The sequence below is a fragment of the Pseudonocardia acidicola genome, assembly GCF_012911935.1.
Lineage (GTDB): Bacteria > Actinomycetota > Actinomycetes > Mycobacteriales > Pseudonocardiaceae > Pseudonocardia > Pseudonocardia acidicola.
On the sequence record NZ_JAAXLA010000004.1, the window covers coordinates 161,902 to 180,407 of the forward strand.

An 18,506-nucleotide genomic window follows, 5' to 3' on the forward strand; every position below is an offset into this window, starting at 1 on the left:
AACTGCTCCTATGGTCATCCGCATGGCCCGCACCATCGCGACGAACACCACCGTCGACCGCGCCGAGCTGATCGAGTTCCTCCGGCCGCGGCACCATCTCATCCTGCTGACGCCGCGCTCGGACGGCGGCGTGCAGGGCTCCCCCGTCACCGGCGGAGTGGACGCCGAGGGCCGCCTGGTCATCGCCACCTATCCGGAGCGGGCGAAGTCGGCCAACGTCGCCCGGCACGGCCGGGCGTCGGCGATCGTGCTCTCCGACGAGTTCAACGGCCCGTGGGTGCAGGTCGACGGCGACGCCGAGCTGCTCACCCTGCCCGAGGCGCTGGAGCCACTGGTCGAGTACTTCCGCTCGATCTCCGGCGAGCACCCGGACTGGCACGAGTACCGCGCGGCGATGACCACGCAGGGCAAGGCGCTGATCCGGATCACCCCCACGCGCTGGGGCCCGATCGCGACCGGCGGGTTCCCGGCCCGGCTCGCGGACGGCTGAGCCGGCGCCGCGGGGTCAGACCGCGCCGGTGCAGCCGTGCCGCAGCGCCTCGACCGCCTCGGCGCACCAGGCCGTCCCGCCGGCGGCCACGGCCCGGATCGCGTCCGCGATCTCGTCGGGGCTTCCGGGCTTGAGGACGAAGCCGACGGCGCCGGCGGCGTGGCTCTCGTGCACCGCGGCGCCTGCGATCGAGCTGGTCAGCATCACGACCCGGGCCGAGGGCAGCACCTTCTGCAGTTCCTGGGTGGCCTCGATGCCGCCCATCACGACCATGGACAGGTCCATGAGGACCACGTCGGGCTGCAGCCGCACCGCCGCCTCGCGCACGTCGCTCCCGTCCTCGCAGGCCCCGACGACGTCGAGGTCCGGGGCGTCGGCGAGCACCGCAGCCAGGCCGTGACGCACAGCGGCGTGGTCGTCGACGAGCAGGACACGGATCACGGAAGGCTCCGGCTGGTGGTCGGGCAACTACGCGGCGTTGGCCGCGACTACGAGGATGATGCCACCCCCGGAACGGCCGCGATCCCCAAATCAGGCCCCTGGGCAGCCGAATTGACCGCCTCGGTAGGTTGTCCGCCACCGCACTGGTTGTAACGTCATGGGCGTTTCGGGCGACCCAGGCTCCTGAAGCGGACACAGGGGTGCGCATGGAACGTCAGCAACAGGTCGCCGACACACCGGCCGGCAACGACGTGACCGCCGACGACGAGGCCGGTGACACCGTCATGGACGAGGGCCCCGCGCGGCGGGGCGATCTCCGCGTGCTCGTCGTCGACGACCACAAGACCTTCGCCGAGCTGCTGTCCTTCGCCCTGTCCACGGAACCGGGACTGGAGTGCGTCGGTACCGCGTCGAGCGCCGGGGAGGCGATCGCGGCGGCCCAGGAGCTGCGGCCCGACGTCATCGTCATGGACATCGAGATGCCCCGGCAGGACGGGCTCGCCGCAACCCGGCGGATCCGCGAGATCGCCCCGGAGTCGGTGATCGCGGTCGTCTCCGCGCACCGCGACCCGGAGTGGGTGGTACGGGCCGCGCAGGCCGGGGCCTCGGCGTTCGTCCCGAAGGACGGGTCGCTCACCGAGATGCTCGACGTGCTGCGCCGGGTGCGCAGCGGGTCGATGCTCGTCGCCCCCTCCACGTTCGGCCCGAACGGGCCGCCGGTGGCCCCGCGCGCGGCGGCGGTCCCGGTGCCCACGCTCACCCAGCGCGAACTGGACGTGCTGAACTGCCTCGGTAAGGGCATGCCACCCAAGTCGATCGCCCGGGTGCTCGGCATCAGCCTGCACACCTGCCGGGGTTACGTGAAGTCGCTGCACGCCAAGCTCGGCGTGCGCTCGCAGCTGGAAGCCGTGGTGCGCGCGCAGAAGCTGGGCCTCATCGAGGCCCCCGACGAGCGCTGACGAGCCCGGGATGAGCCCGGGATGAGCCCGGAGAACGGTCGCTGGGCCTCCAGCGCTGAGGAGCGGGTGCGCCGCGACGTCGTGCTGTTCATCGTCGTCGCCGTCGTCACGCTGGCCGCGGTGTCGGTGGGCGCGGTGCTCGGGGCTCGGCAGGTGGCCCGGGGGGATGCCCTCGCCGACGCCGAGCGGACCACGCAGCGCCTCGCCGATCTGGTGGTCGGCCCGCTGCTGATCGATGTGCTGGCCGGCGACCGGGCCAGGCGGGCCGAGCTCGATCAGGCGGTCGTGAACCGGCTGCGCGACGGCATGTTCTCCGAGCTGACCGTCTGGCAGGCCGACGGCCGCATCGTCTACGCGAGCGACACCACGCAGATCGGCGCGATCGAGCCGGTCCCGGCCGAGGTCACCGCGGCGATCGAGCGCGGTGAGACCAGCTCCGGGCTGGAGGAACAACCCGAGGCCGGCGCGGTGCCGGGCGAGCAGGGATTCGTCGAGGTCTACGTCCCGCTGCGGCTCCCCGGCCGGACCCCGCTCGCCTTCGAGATCTACTACAGCGCCGACAAGCTCAACCGGCAGGCCGCCGCCCTGGCCGCCCGGGTGGTGCCCCTCGCCCTGGGCGCCCTGGTGCTGCTGCAGGTGGTGCAGATCCCGATCGCGGTCTCGCTGGCCCGCCGGGTGCGCCGGCACGAGAACCACCGCTGGCACCTGCTCGAAAGCGCGCTGTCCGCGTCGGAACGCGAGCGCCGGCAGATCGCAGCGGACCTGCACGACGGCGTGGTCCAGGACCTCGCCGGCGCCGGGTACGCGCTCGGCGCGCTGCGCCGCGACCTCCCCGAGCACCGGCACGGCGCGCTGGACGCGGTGAGCACGGCCGTGCGGGGGTCGGTCGACCAGCTGCGCCGACTCATGGTCGACATCTACCCGCCCGACCTCAGCGGCGGCGGGCTGGCCGGTGCGATCGGCGACCTGACCGGGCGGCTGCGCGAGCGCGGTGTCGCGGTGACGCTGCAGATCCAGCCGCTGCCCCCGGTCGACGCGGAGACCGCGGCCGCCCTGTACCGGGTGGCCCGCGAGACCCTGTCCAACGTGGCGCAACACGCCCGGGCCGGCGCCGTGACCGTGCACCTGGGGCCGGATCCCGAGGATCCGCAGCACGTGCTGTTCACCGTCGACGACGACGGCGTCGGCATCGCGCCGGAGCGGCTCGACCGACGCGCCGAGGGCCATCTCGGGCTGCGGCTGCTCATCGACCGGGTGGACGCGCTGGGCGGCCGGTTCACCGTGGAGCCTCGTTCCGAGGGCGGCACCCGGGCGTGTGCCCGGGTGCCCGCCCGCACCGCCGGCTGACCGCTCCGCAGGACGGACCCCCAGTTCTCGGGGGGTGCGGGACCCCCGCGCGAGGCTGCCGGGCAGGTGCCCCGGGCCGCACAGTGACTCCCGACAGCACCGGCAGCCGGTCGAGCCACAGCTCACCCCAGCGAAGCGGTGCGCGGCGGCGGGCCCCGACATCCGGCGCCGAGGGGCACGTCCACCACCGCCCACGCAGGGGAAGAAGGGATGACCGTGCACGCCCTCAACCGCAGGGATCTCCTCAAACTGTCCGCGCTGGGCGCGGCCGCGCTCGTGCTGCCGCTGGAGCGCGTGGTGAGCGCGAAATCGGCCTCCCGGATCGCGGCCAGCAAGCTCCCCAAGCCCTACACCGTGCCGTTCGCCGTGCCGCCGGTGCTCACCCCGATCACCAAGAACGGCGTCGACCACTACCACATCGCCCAGCGGGCCGGCGTCGCCGAGATCCTGCCCGGCGTGAAGACCCCGGTCTTCGGCTACAACGGCATCACGCCCGGCCCGACCATCCGCGCCACCCGCGGCCGCCCGGTCGCGATCCGGATGACCAACGAGCTGCCGGCCAGGCACCCGCAATGGGGCTACGAGCCGTGGACGTCGTGCCACCTGCACGGTTCGGCGTCGAAGCCGCAGTACGACGGCTACGCCAGCGACATCACCCGTCCCGGCCAGATCAAGACCTACCGCTACCCGAACAGCCAGGACGCCCGGACGCTCTGGTATCACGACCACGGCGTGCACCACACCGCCGAGAACGCCTACATGGGGCTGGCCGCGCAGTACCACCTCATCGACGGCCTCGAGCAGTCCCTGCCCATTCCGAAGTGGATCGACGGCCGCAAGCCCGAGGAGCAGTACGAACTGCCGCTGATCCTGGCCGACAAGATCTTCGCTGCCGACGGCAAGTTCATGTACGACGACAACGGCCACTCCGGTCTCTACGGCGACGTCATCCTGGTCAACGGCCGCCCGTGGCCGGTGCTGAAGGTCGAGCAGCGCAAGTACCGCTTCCGGGTGCTCAACGCGGCGCTGTCCCGCGGTTTCCGGCTGCAGCTGTCCACCGGCGACCCGATGACCGTGATCGGCACCGACGGTGGGCTGATGGCGAGGCCGCAGCCGACCACGCAGCTGCGCCTGGGCATGGCCGAGCGCTACGAGATCGTCATCGACTTCGCGAAGTACAAGCCGGGCCAGCGCGTCGAACTGCGCAACCTCGGCGTCAAGAACTCGGTCGACTACGACAACACCGGCCGGATCATGGCCTTCGACGTGACCGGGCCGGCCAAGGACACCGCGAACAACGCGGTCGCCGGCCCGGACGGGCTGCTCAACCCCAACCCCCCGGCGATGGACCTGACCTCGGCCATGGCGGTGAAGAAGCGCAAGCTCGAGGTCGAGCGCAAGAACGGCATGTGGGTCATCAACGGCACCACCTGGGACGACGTCGTCAGGTCCGACTACCGCAAGGTGGTCGCCGATCCCGAGCTGGGCGCCGTCGAGCAGTGGGAGATCGTCAACAAGTCCGGCGGCTGGTTCCACCCGGTGCACATCCACCTGGTCGACTTCAAGATTCTGGACCGCAACGGCAAGGCACCCTACAACTACGAGCTGGGCCCCAAGGACGTCGTGTACGTCGGGGAGAACGAGACCGTCAACGTGCTCACGCGGTTCGGCCCGGAGAAGGGCCGCTACATGATCCACTGCCACAACCTGCCGCACGAGGACCACGACATGATGACCCAGTTCGAGGTCGTCGGTAACAGCGAGGGCGGCCCCGATGCCGACGACCCGATGAAGGCCGATCCCGCCACCGGGATCCCGGACCCGCTGCCGGACCTGTGATGGCCGCCGTCGTCGAGACCCGCCCCGTGGACCGCGCCGAGCGGAACTGGCGCCGCGCCGCGACCTGGAGCGTCGACATCACCGCGGCACTGCACGTCACCGTCGGTCTGGATCACCTGCAGCACAGCACGGTGTTCGCGGCGTTCTTCTTCGCCGTGGCCATGGCCCAGGCCGGCCTCGGCGAGCGGCTGCGCCGCGCGGGGGCCCAGGGCATGCCGGCCGCCGGGGTGGCCGGGACGGTCGCTCTGCTGCTGCTCTACCTGCTCACCCGGCTCACGGTGCTCCCGCTGCACGCCTTCAACGACCGGCCGGAGGCCACCGACGTGCTCGGCATGCTCGTGGTCTGCCTCGAACTGATCACCGTGGCCGCGCTGGCCGCCCTGGCCGGGGGCCGCCGGCGGGCGCGGCTGCTCGACGGGGTGCTGCTCGTCGGGTTGGGGGTGTGGGCCGCGTGGCTGACCGGGATCCTGGCCTGACCCCTCCCGGTGCCGTCGACCGGCCGAGCCGGGCCGGGCGGATCCTGGTGCCCGCGGCGCTGGCCGTGGTCACCGCACTCGTGCTGGCCCGGCTGCTCGGCTTCGAGCCGGTGCGGATCCCGTCGGACAGCATGGCGCCCACGCTGATCAGGGGTGACCAGGTCGTCCTCGACCACCGTGCGTTCATCCCGGCCCGCGGCGACCTCGTCGCGTTCGCCGACCCGACCGGGGCGGCCGAGGACGGCCTCGTCGTCAAGCGGGTGGCCGCGGTCGCGGGCGACCAGGTCGGCCTCGAGGACGGCGTGCTGGTCGTCAACGGGGCGCCCGTCGTCGAGCCCTACGCCGACCAGAGCCGGCTCGACGGGGTCTACCTCGGCCCGCTGACCGTGCCGCCGGGCCGGCTGTTCGTCCTGGGCGACAACCGGGGTGACTCGGTCGATTCCCGGCAATTCGGCCCGATCGACGCCGACTCCGTCGTCGGCCGCATCCACCTGCGGCTCTTCCCCTCCCCCGGCCCGCTCTGAGCCCGCCCGGACCCGCCGCGGGTGACACGCCCCACCGCTGCAACAGGCGGACCGTCGGGTCCCTCAGCTAGCGTTGTGGCAACGGGTCAGCGACGTTGCTGCCACCGCGAGACGACGAACTACACATCGGCCGTGGCCGGGAAATGGGGAGCTCATGCGGCCGTGGCCAGGCAGCGCCTATCCGCTGGGCGCCAGCTACGACGGCGCCGGAACCAACTTCGCGATCTTCTCCGAGGTCGCCGAGCAGGTGGAGCTGTGCCTGTTCTCCGATGACGGCGAGGAGACCCGGGTCCGGATGACCGAGGTCGACGGGTTCGTCTGGCACTGCTACCTGCCGAACGTCGAACCGGGCCAGCTCTACGGGTACCGGATCCACGGGCCCTACGACCCCGCCCGGGGTCTGCGCTGCAACCCGAACAAGCTGTTGATCGACCCCTACGCCAAGGCCCTCGACGGCCCGGTCAAGTGGGACGAGGCAGTGTTCGGCTACACCTTCAGCGACCCCGACAGCCGCAACGACGCCGACTCCGCGCCGTTCGTGCCCAAGTCGGTGGTGGTCAACCCGTATTTCGACTGGGGCTCCGACCGCCCGCCGAAGATCCCGTACCACGAGACGGTGATCTACGAGGCGCACGTCAAGGGCCTCACGATCCAGCACCCGGAGATCCCCGAGGAGCTGCGCGGCACCTACGCCGGCATCGCACACCCGGTGATGATCGAGCACCTGCAGCGGCTCGGGGTGACCGCGGTCGAACTGATGCCGGTGCACGAGTTCATCACCGACCATCACCTGCAGGAGAAGGGCCTGGCGAACTACTGGGGCTACAACACGATCGCCTTCCTCGCCCCGCACCACGCCTACACGATGGACGGCGGCCGGCCGGGCAGCCAGGTGCAGGAGTTCAAGGCGATGGTCCGGGACCTGCACGAGGCGGGCATCGAGGTCATCCTCGACGTGGTCTACAACCACACCGCCGAGGGCAGCGACATGGGCCCGACGCTGTCCATGCGCGGCATCGACAACGCGGCGTACTACCGCCTCGTCGAGGACGACCAGCGCTACTACATGGACTACACCGGCACCGGCAACTCGCTGAACGTGCGCAACCCGCACACCCTGCAGCTGATCATGGACTCGCTGCGCTACTGGGTCACCGAGATGCACGTCGACGGGTTCCGGTTCGACCTCGCGTCGACGCTGGCCCGGGAGTTCTACGACGTCGACCGGCTGAGTGTGTTCTTCGATCTCGTGCAGCAGGACCCGGTGATCAGCCAGGCCAAGCTCATCGCCGAGCCGTGGGACGTCGGCCCCGGCGGCTACCAGGTCGGCAACTTCCCGCCGCTGTGGACCGAGTGGAACGGCAAGTACCGCGACACGGTGCGCGACTTCTGGCGTGGCGAGCCGGGCACCCTCGGCGAGTTCACCTCGCGGCTCACCGGTAGTTCCGACCTCTATCGGGAGGACGGCCGAAGGCCCTACGCCTCGATCAACTTCGTCACCGCTCACGACGGCTTCACCCTCGCCGACCTGGTGTCCTACAACGAGAAGCACAACGAGGCCAACGGCGAGGACGGCAACGACGGCGAGAGCCACAACCGCTCCTGGAACTGCGGGGTGGAGGGCCCGACCGACGACGCCGCGGTCCTCGACCTGCGCGCCCGCCAGCAGCGCAACTTCATCACCACGATGATGGTCAGCCAGGGCGTGCCGATGCTGCTGCACGGCGACGAGCTCGGCCGCACCCAGGGCGGCAACAACAACGTCTACTGCCAGGACAGCGAGATCTCCTGGATGGACTGGTCGCTGGCCGGCAAGAACGCCGGGTTGATCGGCTTCACCGCCGGGGTCGCCGCCCTGCGGGCCGCGCACCCGGTGTTCCGCCGGCGCCGGTTCTTCGACGGTCGCCCGATCGCGCCGCGGCGGCGCGACTCGGTCGCCGACATCGCGTGGTTCGCCCCGTCCGGCGAGGAGATGACCGATCAGGACTGGGACTCCGGCTTCGGCAAGTGCGTGACCGTGTTCCTCAACGGCGACGGCATGTCCGAGGTCGATCCCCGTGGCGAGCGGGTCACCGACGACTCCTTCCTGCTGTGCTTCAACGCGCACTGGGAGGACATCGAGGTGACGCTGCCGCCCGCGGAGTACGGCTCCCGGTGGGCGATCGTCGTCGACACCGCGGCCGGCGAGGTGCTCACACTGACCACCGTGCCGGGTGTGGTGGCCGCCGAGCCGCCGACCGTGCAGGCCGGTGTCACGCACACCGTGCCGGCCCGTTCCCTCCTCGTACTGCAGCGAACGGAGTGACGCCGCCGATGAGCCCCGCCATCCCCCGGTCCACCTACCGGCTGCAGTTCTCGAAGGACACGACCTTCGCCGACGCCGTCGAGCTGGTGCCCTACCTCGACGCGATGGGCATCGGCGCGCTGTACGCCTCCCCGCTGCTGGAGTCGGGCGCGGGGTCCAACCACGGCTACGACGTCGTGGACCCGACCCGGGTCTCGGCCGAGCGCGGCGGTGAGGAGGGCCGCCGCGCGCTGGTCGCCGCGCTGCGGGCGCACGGGCTGCAGTTGCTGCTCGACATCGTGCCCAACCACGTCGGCGTCGAGGTGGCCAGGGCGAACCCGTGGTGGTGGGACGTGCTCACCCACGGCCGGTCGTCGCAGTACGCGTCGTACTTCGACATCGACTGGGCGGCAGGACCGGTGCTGCTGCCCGTCCTCGACGCGAACGAGGAGAAGGCGCTCTCCGAGCTGTCGCTGGCCACCGACGAGGCCGGGCGTCCGGAACTGCGGTACTACGAGCACGCGTTCCCGGTGGCTCCGGGCACCGACGGCGGCACCGCGCAGGAGATGCACGAGCGCCAGCACTACCGGCTGGTGTCGTGGAAACGCGGCGCCGCCGAGCTGACCTATCGGCGCTTCTTCGACGTCTCCACGCTCGCCGCGGTGCGCGTGGAGGACCCGGCGGTGTTCGAGGCGACGCACCGCGAGGTGCTGCGCTGGGTGGCCGCCGGTGAGGTCGACGGGATCCGGGTCGACCACCCGGACGGGCTGTCCGACCCGGGCGGCTACCTGCGCCGGCTGCGCGCCGCGATCGGTCCGGACCGCTGGCTGCTGGTCGAGAAGATCCTCGGCGTCGGTGAGGAGCTGCCGGCGTCCTGGCCGGTCGACGGCACGTCCGGGTACGAGGCGCTGCGCGAGATCTGCGGGGTGTTCGTCGACCCGGACGGCGCCGGGCTGCTCACCCAGTTCGCGGCCGAGCACACCGGGGTCAAGGTCTCGGCGCACGCCGCCGAGCACCAGGGCCGCCGCGAGGTGGCCGACACGATCCTGGCCGCCGAGGTCCGGCGGATCGGCGAGGTCGCGCGCACGGTCGGGCAGGTGGCTGCGGCGGTGGCCGAACTGGTGGTCGCGCAGGCCGCTGCGACGGAGGCCGCGGTGGCGGCCGGGTCGCCGGCCGGGGCACCGGAGGCCGGGGCACCGGACATCGTCGGCGACACCACGGCGAGCGCGCCCGCCACACCCGCCGACGCCGGTGCCGAGCCGCTACGCGCCGCGGTGGCCGAGCTGCTGTGTGGCTTCCCGGTCTACCGCAGCTACCTGCCCGAGCAGCGCGCCGCGCTCGACGTCGCCGTCTCGGTGGCCCGGGCCAACCGCCCCGAGCTGGCCGGCGTCGTCGACGCGCTCCACGCCGCGCTGCTGGCCGACCCCACCGGCACGCTCGCCACCCGGGTGCAGCAGATCTCCGGGATGGTCATGGCCAAGGGCGTCGAGGACACCGCGTTCTACCGCTGGAACCGGTTCGTCGCGCTCAACGAGGTCGGCGGCGACCCGGCGCGCTTCGGCGTCTCCCCCGCCGAGTTCCACGCCCGCGCCGCGGCCCGCGAGGCCGGTCGCCCGGCCACCATGACGACACTGTCCACACACGACACCAAGCGTTCCGAGGACGTGCGGGCCCGGCTCGCGGTGCTGGCCGAGATCCCGGGCGAGTGGACCGGCGCGATGCGGCGCTGGTCCGCCCGCCACCCGCTGCCGGACCGGTCGCTGGAGCTGCTGGCCTGGCAGTGCCTGGTCGGCGCCTGGCCGATCTCCGCCGATCGGCTCCGCGGCTACCTCGGCAAGGCGTCCAAGGAGGCCAAGCTCGTCACCAGCCACGTCGAGCCGGTCGCCGAGGTCGACGAGGCGATCGCCGCCTGGCCCGACCAGGTGCTCGGCGACGCCGACCTCGTCGCCGAGATCGAGGCGTTCGTCGCCCGGATCGCCGGGCCCGGGTGGTCGAACTCGCTGGGCCAGAAGCTGCTGCAGCTGGCCGGGCCGGGCGTCCCCGACGTCTACCAGGGCACCGAGCTGTTCGAGTACTCGCTGGTCGACCCGGACAACCGGCGACCGGTGGACTTCGCGGGCCGGCAGGCGCTGCTGGCCCGGCTCGACGACGGCTGGCTACCCGAGATCGACGCCGACGGCGCGGCGAAGCTGCTGGTCACCGCGAGTGCGACGCGGTTGCGCCGGTACCGGCCCGAGCTGTTCACCGGCTACCGCCCGGTGGCTGCCGAGGGCCCTGCGGCGGGGCACGCGATCGCCTTCGCACGCGGCTCGTCGCTCGTCGCGGTGGCCACCCGGCTGCCGGTCGGGCTCGCCACCCGCGGTGGCTGGGGCGACACGGTGCTGCCACTGCCCGACGCGGCGACCGACTGGCACGACGTGATCTCCGGGGAGGCCGTCGACGGCGCTGCGCCGCGCCTGGATCGGCTGCTCGCGCGGTACCCGGTCGCGCTGCTCGTCCGTCCGGCCTAGCACCCGGGCGTTCCCCGTCACGTGCTCCGGCATCGCCGGATCACCCGTTGGGTGCGACCGCGAACACCGGCGCACCCGGCCGTACCAGCCCCCGCGCGGACGCCCGGACCGTCGGTGCGGGGGCCGGTCCGTCCGTCCACAGGCGAGGATGGTTCGAACATTCGCGGCGGCACGCCGTCTCGTGTGTCCGATTGTGGATCGCATCCGCTCCGGTGACCTGCGCCACAGCTAGGCTCCCGCGCGTCGGGGGACCCGGCCCGCACAGCTCAGGAGGACGAGATGGCAGCTCGCCCCGCACCACTCGAGTCGATCAACGTCGGCGACATCCGCATCACCTACATCCCGGACGGAGACGCCACGGTCGACGCGACCACGGTGTTCCCGGCCGCGAACGACACACTCTGGGAAGCGCACCGCGAGCTGTTCACCGACGACGGCAAGCTGCTGATGACGATGGGCAGCTTCCTGATCGAGACCGCCGGCCGCACGATCCTCGTCGACCTCGGCTTCGGCGACATGACCGTGCCGTTCGACGCGGTGGGCGGGGTGTTCCGCGGCGGCGGGCTGCTGGACAACCTGGAGCGGGCCGGGTTCCGGCCGGGCGACATCGACACGGTGTTCTACACCCACATGCATCTCGACCACGTGGGCTGGACCTCTCGCGGCGGCACGCTGACCTTCCCCGACGCCCGGCACGTGGTGGGCGAGGGCGAGTTCGAGTTCTGGCAGGGCGTCACCGATCCGGACCTGGCCGTCGTCGGGCCGAACCCGGACACGGTGCAGGCGCCGCTGAAGGGCCGCGTCGAGTCCGTGGGCGACGGCGAGGTCATCGCGCCGGGCGTGAACGTGCTGGCCAGCCCAGGCCACACCCCGGGGCACTGCTCCGCGGTCGTCTCCTCGGGCAGCGAGCGCGCGATCATCCTCGGCGACGTGGCGCACTGCCCGCTGCAGCTCAGCGAGGGCGACCTGCGGATCATCTTCGACGTGGACCAGGACACCGCGGCGCGGACCCGGGACCGGATCGCCAAGGAGCTCGAGGGCGACGGTCGGACCCGCGCCGCCGACGGTCACTTCCCCGGCTCGGTCTTCGGGCGGGTCGTGCAGGCCGAGGGCCGGAAGTGGGTCAGCCTCTAGAGCGGTTGCGGGGGAGAGACCCGGCGGGCGATCGGAAGAGCGCTCGCCGGGGGCCCGGCGAGCGTCACACCCGCAACGGCCCGGCCCGCTCGGCGCGCGGCGCGCGCGGACGGCAGGATCTGGGCGTGGCTGAGTACGCGGTGTGGGCGCCGCAGCGGAACAAGGTCCGGGTGCTGGTGGACGGCACCACCCACTCGATGACACGCAGCGGGGACGGCTGGTGGCGCGCCGAGGTCGAGGACAACGGCCCGGGCACCGCCTACGGATTCCTGCTCGACGACGACGAGACCCCGCTGCCCGACCCCCGGTCGCTGTGGCAGCCCAACGGGGTGCACGCGGCGTCGCGCCGCTACGACCACGACGCGTTCTGGTGGACCGACCAGAGCTGGACCGGGCGCCCCCTGGCCGGCAGCGTGCTCTACGAGCTGCACATCGGGACGTTCACCGAGGAGGGCACGTTCGACGCGGCGATCGGCAGGCTCGACCATCTGGTCGCGCTCGGCGTCGACATGGTCGAGCTGCTGCCGGTCAACGCGGTCGACGGCCCGCGCAACTGGGGCTACGACGGTGTCGGCTGGTACGCGGTGACCGAGAACTACGGAGGCCCGGACGCGTTCAAACGGTTCGTCGACGCGGCGCACGGGCGCGGCCTGGGCGTGGTGCTCGACGTGGTCTACAACCACCTCGGCCCGTCCGGGGCGTACCTGGACCGTTTCGGGCCGTACTTCGCCGGCAGCAACATCTGGGGCCCGTCGCTCAACCTCGACGGCGCGTACTCCGAGGAGGTCCGCCGGTACGCGATCGACAACGCGCTCATGTGGCTGCGCGACTTCCACGTCGACGCGCTGCGCCTCGACGCCGTGCACGCGCTGCGCGACAGCCGGGCCACCCACCTGCTCGAGCAGTTGGCGATCGAGGTGACGGCCCTGGAGGCGCACGTCGGCCGTCCGCTCTCGCTCATCGCGGAGTCCGACCTCAACGACCCCCGGCTGATCACAGCCCGGGAGGGCGGCGGCTACGGCCTGGACGCCCAGTGGACCGACGACATCCACCACAGCCTGCACGCCGTGCTCACCGGCGAGGCCCAGGGCTACTACGCCGATTTCGCGGCCGCCGGGCTGACCGGCCTGGGCCACGTGCTGTGCCGGGCGTTCCTGCACGAGGGCACGTGGTCGAGCTTCCGCAACCGCAACCACGGCGCGCCCGTCGACACCGCGCGGATCCCGGGACACCGGTTCCTCGCCTATCTGCAGAACCACGACCAGATCGGGAACCGGGCCGCCGGCGACCGGCTCACCCGGACCCTCTCCCCCGGCCTGCTGGCCTGCGGCGCCGCGCTCGTGCTCACCTCCCCGTTCACCCCGATGCTGTTCATGGGCGAGGAGTGGGGCGCGCGCACGCCGTGGCAGTTCTTCTCCTACTTCCCCGAGGAGTCGCTGCGCAGCGCCGTGCGGGAGGGCCGCATCGCGGAGTTCGCCGAGCACGGCTGGGGCTCCACCGCCGACGCGGCCGAGGTGCCCGACCCCAACGCGCAGAGCACCTTCCTCGACTCGAAGCTCGACTGGACCGAGCAGGAGCAGGAACCCCACGCCACCCTGCTCGCCCTGCACCGGGAGCTGATCGCCCTGCGGAAGGCGTGGCCGGAGCTGTCCGACCCGTGGCTGGACAACGTCGAGGTCGAGATCGACGAGGAGGCGCGCGCCGTCGTCGTGCACCGCGGCAAGCTGCGGGTCGTGGTGAACCTCGGCGCCGCGGACGTGACGCTCGCCCTCGACCGGCCGGTCGCGCGCATCCTGCTCGCCTCCGAGCCCGCCGCGGCCGAGGAGAACGCGCTGATCCTGCCCCCGGAGGCGTTCGCGATCGCCCTCGTCGTCTGAGCCCGGCTCCGGGGCTCAGGCGGCGAGGCGGGTGCCGGTGGTGGCGGCGAAGGTGTGCACGTCGGCGGTGTCGCGCAGCGCCACGGTGATCGCCTGCCCGATGGCCGGGGGCCGGCGGGCGTCGGCCCGGACGACCAGCCGGGTCGGCTCACCGGTCGCGCGCGTCGTCCCGTACACGTAGGCGTCGGCGCCGAGCTCCTCGACCAGTTCCACGATGAGCTCGAGGCCGGCCTCCGACGCCCCGGCCGCGACCAGCGCCTCCGGCCGCAGGCCGACGGTCACCTCGGCGGGCGTGTCGCGCGGGACGGGGACCTCCAGCCCGCCGATCCGCACGCCGTCGCCGGTCCGCGGCACGGTCAGCAGGTTCATCGCGGGTGAGCCGATGAACCCGGCGACGTAGGTGTTCACCGGCCGGTCGTAGAGCGCCCGCGGGGTGTCGCACTGCTGCAGCCGCCCGTCGCGCAGCACCGCGACCCGGTGCCCCATCGTCATGGCCTCGACCTGGTCGTGGGTGACGTAGACCGTGGTGGTGCCCAGTCGGCGCTGCAGCGCGGCGACGTTCGCGCGGGTCTCCACCCGCAGCTTGGCGTCCAGGTTGGACAGTGGCTCGTCCATCAGGAAGACGGCGGGCTCGCGGACGATCGCCCGGCCCATCGCGACCCGCTGCCGCTGGCCGCCCGACAGCGCGCGCGGCTTGCGGTCCAGGTACGGCGTCAGGTCCAGCAGCGCCGCCGCGTCGGCGACCTTGCGCGCCACCTCGGCCCGGCCGGCGCCGCGCAGCCGCAGCGAGAAGCCCATGTTCTCGGCGACGGTCATGTGCGGGTAGAGCGCGTAGGACTGGAACACCATCGCGATGTCGCGGTTCTTGGGCGGGACGCCCGAGACGTCGCGGCCGCCGATGTGCACCGCCCCCTCGTCGACGTCCTCGAGGCCCGCCAGCATGCGCAGCGCCGTCGATTTCCCGGATCCGGACGCGCCCACGAGAACGAGGAACTCGCCGTCGGGGATGTCGAGTTCCAAGCCGTCCACGGCGCGGACGGGCGGATTCCCGGAGAACACCCGGGACGCATTGCGGTACGACACTCCCGCCATCACCATCTCCCCTGCACACTCGTGGGCCGCCCGGAGCGTACTGCCCGAAATTGATCTCGACACCCACTGTGAGCAGCGCCAACCCATTGGCGCGCCGCGACACGCAGGGTTCACCGACCGGCCACGAGAATGCCATTCCCGGTTGTGACGGCGTCGTCGAAGCGCGCATTACCGTTCCGCTCCGTGATTCACCCGAACCGGCTTCCGGTGTTCGCCGGCATACCTTTCGGCGGCCGCGAGAGATGACCGTGGAGCGCGATCTGCTGCCCGAACGGCTCACCGGCGCGGCACCCGAGGTGGAACCGGTCCCGCGAACCCCGCGGCGGTCGTGGCGGGACACGCTGCTCGGACTGGCCTTCGTCGCCCCGGCGCTCGCCGGTCTCGGGACGTTCGTGATCTTCCCGCTGTTCCAGGCCGTGTTCCTGTCCACCCGGGGCACCGACATCCTCGGCAACCCCACCCGGTCGGTCGGGCTGGACAACTTCGCGGCGCTGCTCACGCCCGGGTTCGGCCGGGTGCTGCTGCAGACCGCCGTGTTCACCGCGATCGTCGTGGCCGGGGGCGTGGCGCTCCCGCTGGCGCTGGCCGTCCCGCTCGCGCAGCGGCTACCCGGCATGCGGGTGTTCCGCACCCTGTTCTCGCTGCCGTTCGCCTACTCCGCGTCGGCGGCCGGCGTCGTCTGGCTGATCATGGTCAACCCCGCGATGTCCCCGATCGACTGGGTGCTCGGGCTGGTCGGGATCGCCACCCCGGGCTGGACGACGAGCTCGGGCTGGGCGCTGCTCACTGTGGCCTGGGTGACGCTGTGGACGGTGTCGGGCTTCAACGTGCTGGTGCTCGCGGCCGCGTTGACCGCCGTCGACGAGGAGGTGCTCGAGGCCGCCCGCCTCGACGGCGCCACCGGCTGGCGCGGCTTCACCCGCGTGGTGCTGCCGCTGATCTCCCCCAGCGTCTTCTTCGTGGTCGTCACGACAACGCTGACCGCGCTGCAGGCCCTGGGCCAGATCCAGGTGACGACCGACGGCGGCCCGAACGGCAGCACCGCGACGCTGGTCTACGCGATCTACGACCAGGCCTTCCAGAACGGCAACAGCAACTACGGCCTGGCCAGCGCGCAGGGTCTGGTGCTGCTGGCCGTCGGCGTGCTGCTGGCGGCCGTCCAGTTCGGCGTCATCGAGCGAAGGGTGCACTACCGATGAGTCGGGTGACCCGGCCGAGCACGCGGCTGGCCACCGCCACCTACGTCTGGCTCACCCTCGCCGCCGTGCTGCTGCTGTTCCCGGTGCTGCTCACCGTGCTCGGCGGCTTCGTCGAGGCGTCGGCGCTGGTCGCCCGGCCACCCGGGCTGTTCGACGGCGACTACACCGTCACCAGCTATGTGCACGCCTGGCGCCAGCGCGTGGTGCCGCTGCTGCCCGCGTTCGCCAACTCGCTGTTCGTCGGCGTGGTGATCATGCTGGCGCACCTGGTCACCTCGTGCCTGGCCGGATACGCGCTGGTGTTCCTCCGCACGCCGCTTCGCACGCCGTTGTTCTGGCTGTTCATGGCGACGATCATGGTTCCGTACGAGGCGATCGTGGTGCCGAACGCGCTGCTGATCCGCAGCCTCGGCCTCGGCGACAACCGGTGGAGCCTGGTGCTGCCCTTCCTGGCGAACGGGTTCGGCGTGTTCCTCATGCGCCAGGCCTTCCGTCAGTTCCCCACCGAACTGCACCAGGCCGCCCAGATCGACGGCTGCGGCCACCTGCGATTCCTGTGCACGATCGTGTTGCCGACCGTCCGGCCCGCGCTCACCGCGCTCGCCGTCTGGTCGTTCCTGCAGGGCTGGAACATGTACTTCTGGCCGTTGATCATCTCGTCGACGAACAACTCACTGAACACCCTGCAGACCGCCGTGTTCGCGCTGCAGAACAACGAGGGCACCGAGCCGGGCCTGCTGCTGGCCGGCATCACGATCACGTTGATACCCACTCTGCTCCTGGTGATCTTCGGTCAGCGCTTCCTGGTCCGGGGCTTCACCGCGGGCGCGGTCAGATAGCTCACGAAAGGCAGACACCGTGCGTACGAAGCGAGGCCGCATCAGACGGGCCGGTCTACTGGCAGTGGCGCTGGCGGCCACGATCGGGCTCGCCGCCTGCTCGTCGGCCGCGAGTTCGGGCGGGTCGGCGCAGCAGGGCACCGTCACCGCGCCCGGGGCGGACGCTCTGAACGGCAAGGGCCAGGTGGACATCACGTTCTGGCACGCCATGACGGGAACCAACGGGGACGCGCTGGCGAAGCTCACCGACCAGTTCAACCAGCTGAACCGGGGACGCATCCACGTCAACCTGGCCTTCAAGAACAGCTACGACGACACCCTGTCGGCCTACAAGTCGGCGCTCAAGGGCGGTCAGCTGCCCGACGTCGTCCAGGTCTACGACATCGGCACCCGCTTCATGATCGACTCGAAGTCGGTGGTGCCGGTCCAGGCGTTCGTCGACAAGGACGGCTACGACACCTCCGACATCCAGCCGAACATCGCCGGGTACTACACCGTCGACAAGAAGCTGTACTCGATGCCGTTCAACACCTCCATGCCGCTGCTCTACATCAACAAGGACGCGTTCGCCAAGGCCGGCCTCGACCCGAACCACCCGCCCACGACGCTCGACGAGATCCGCGCCGCCGCCCAGAAGATCAAGGACACTCCGGGCGCGGGTGTGCAGTACGGCTTCGGCGCGAGCCTGTACGGCTGGTTCTTCGAACAGTTCGTGGCCGGCTCGGCGCAGAACCTGTGCGATGCCGACAACGGCCGCTCGGGTCGTGCGAACACGGTCGACCTGGCGACGGACGAGAACGTGAACCTGCTGAGCTGGTGGCAGAAGATGGTCGCCGACGGGCTCGCGCTCAAGCTGGACAGCAACACCACGAACGGCGACAACGCCTTCACCTCCGGCGCGGTGGCGATGACGCTGGAATCCACCGGCTCGCTCGGCGGCTTCCTCACGAGCACGGCCGGGAAGTTCGGGATCGGCACCGGCTCCTACCCGAAGATCGCGGCCGGGGACACCGGCGGGCCGATCATCGGCGGGGCGTCACTGTGGATCGTCGGCCAGGGCAAGGACGCCGCGCACGAGCGCGCCGCGTGGGAGTTCACCACGTTCCTGGGCAGTCGGCCCTCCCAGGTCACCTGGCACACGTCCACCGGGTACTTCCCGATCAGCAAGGGTGCGCTCACCGAGCCCGCCGATCAGCAGTGGGTCGCGCAGCGCCCGCAGTTCGCGACCGCGATCACCCAGCTCCGGCACACCGTGCTCAGCCCGGCCACCCAGGGCTGCTCGGTCGGAGTGCTCCCGCAGATCCGCAAGGACGTCGAGAACGCGATGCAAGCGGCGGTGCTCCAGGGCACGGACCCGAGAGCGGCCCTGACCACCGCGCAGAACGCCGCGAACCAGCAGATCGCGGCCTACAACGCCTCCCTCGGCAACTGACCTCCACCCCCACCCGCCCCGATGTCACGAACGGGCGGGTGGGGGTGGAGGTCAGTTGCCGAG

15 protein-coding genes are annotated in these 18,506 nt (G+C 71.7%); 13 read left to right on the plus strand and 2 right to left on the minus strand.

What is annotated here, in order from left to right:
- Positions 1–22: 22 nt before the first annotated feature.
- On the plus strand, positions 23–490 hold the full coding sequence (locus HF526_RS03930; protein WP_169379824.1) for a PPOX class F420-dependent oxidoreductase: 468 nt from the start codon (positions 23–25) through the stop codon (positions 488–490).
- Positions 491–505: 15 nt separating this feature from the next.
- Here the strand turns inward: HF526_RS03930 and HF526_RS03935 are convergent, their stop codons facing one another.
- A complete protein-coding gene (locus tag HF526_RS03935; protein WP_169379825.1) occupies positions 506–931 on the minus strand; it encodes a response regulator in 426 nt (141 codons plus the stop codon).
- Between the two features lie 206 nt (positions 932–1,137).
- On the opposite strand from HF526_RS03935, the gene HF526_RS03940 reads away from it, so the two are divergent.
- The 9 genes from HF526_RS03940 to treZ all read left to right on the plus strand — a co-directional run bounded on the left by HF526_RS03940 (position 1,138) and on the right by treZ (position 13,881).
- On the plus strand, positions 1,138–1,890 hold the full coding sequence (locus HF526_RS03940) for a response regulator transcription factor (RefSeq protein WP_169379826.1): 753 nt from the start codon (positions 1,138–1,140) through the stop codon (positions 1,888–1,890).
- Between the two features lie 21 nt (positions 1,891–1,911).
- On the plus strand, positions 1,912–3,237 hold the full coding sequence (locus HF526_RS03945) for a sensor histidine kinase (protein ID WP_169379827.1): 1,326 nt from the start codon (positions 1,912–1,914) through the stop codon (positions 3,235–3,237).
- Between the two features lie 210 nt (positions 3,238–3,447).
- Entirely contained in the window at positions 3,448–5,076 is a 1,629-nt protein-coding gene (locus HF526_RS03950) for a multicopper oxidase family protein (RefSeq protein ID WP_169379828.1), read from the plus strand.
- Positions 5,076–5,552 (plus strand): hypothetical protein, encoded by a 477-nt coding sequence (locus tag HF526_RS03955; protein ID WP_169379829.1) that lies wholly within the window; start codon positions 5,076–5,078, stop codon positions 5,550–5,552. The genes HF526_RS03950 and HF526_RS03955 overlap by 1 nt, the downstream gene beginning before the upstream one ends.
- Positions 5,528–6,076, plus strand: coding sequence for a signal peptidase I (gene lepB / locus HF526_RS03960; RefSeq protein ID WP_211176727.1), 549 nt, complete (start codon positions 5,528–5,530; stop codon positions 6,074–6,076). The genes HF526_RS03955 and lepB overlap by 25 nt, the downstream gene beginning before the upstream one ends.
- A 154-nt stretch (positions 6,077–6,230) precedes the next feature.
- Positions 6,231–8,381, plus strand: a complete 2,151-nt coding sequence (glgX, locus tag HF526_RS03965; protein ID WP_169379830.1) for a glycogen debranching protein GlgX — start codon at positions 6,231–6,233, stop codon at positions 8,379–8,381.
- Between the two features lie 8 nt (positions 8,382–8,389).
- Positions 8,390–10,870 carry a malto-oligosyltrehalose synthase gene (locus HF526_RS03970; RefSeq protein WP_169379831.1) on the plus strand — a complete coding sequence of 827 codons (2,481 nt, stop codon included), beginning with the start codon at positions 8,390–8,392 and terminating at the stop codon, positions 10,868–10,870.
- A 279-nt stretch (positions 10,871–11,149) separates the two neighbouring features.
- On the plus strand, positions 11,150–12,004 hold the full coding sequence (locus HF526_RS03975) for an MBL fold metallo-hydrolase (protein WP_169379832.1): 855 nt from the start codon (positions 11,150–11,152) through the stop codon (positions 12,002–12,004).
- A 125-nt stretch (positions 12,005–12,129) separates the two neighbouring features.
- On the plus strand, positions 12,130–13,881 hold the full coding sequence (gene treZ / locus HF526_RS03980) for a malto-oligosyltrehalose trehalohydrolase (protein ID WP_169379833.1): 1,752 nt from the start codon (positions 12,130–12,132) through the stop codon (positions 13,879–13,881).
- Positions 13,882–13,896: 15 nt separating this feature from the next.
- Here the strand turns inward: treZ and HF526_RS03985 are convergent, their stop codons facing one another.
- Positions 13,897–14,973 (minus strand): ABC transporter ATP-binding protein, encoded by a 1,077-nt coding sequence (locus HF526_RS03985; RefSeq protein ID WP_169379834.1) that lies wholly within the window; start codon positions 14,971–14,973, stop codon positions 13,897–13,899.
- 242 nt (positions 14,974–15,215) lie between these two features.
- Here HF526_RS03985 and HF526_RS03990 point away from each other — a divergent pair, with 242 nt between their 5' ends.
- From HF526_RS03990 to HF526_RS04000, 3 genes are read left to right on the plus strand one after another with little or no spacing between them, the layout of a single operon-like run.
- Positions 15,216–16,172, plus strand: coding sequence for a carbohydrate ABC transporter permease (locus tag HF526_RS03990; protein ID WP_169379835.1), 957 nt, complete (start codon positions 15,216–15,218; stop codon positions 16,170–16,172).
- Positions 16,169–17,011, plus strand: coding sequence for a carbohydrate ABC transporter permease (locus HF526_RS03995; RefSeq protein ID WP_169379836.1), 843 nt, complete (start codon positions 16,169–16,171; stop codon positions 17,009–17,011). The genes HF526_RS03990 and HF526_RS03995 overlap by 4 nt, the downstream gene beginning before the upstream one ends.
- Positions 17,012–17,030: 19 nt before the next feature.
- Positions 17,031–18,443 carry an extracellular solute-binding protein gene (locus HF526_RS04000; RefSeq protein WP_169379837.1) on the plus strand — a complete coding sequence of 471 codons (1,413 nt, stop codon included), beginning with the start codon at positions 17,031–17,033 and terminating at the stop codon, positions 18,441–18,443.
- Positions 18,444–18,506 lie beyond the last annotated feature (63 nt).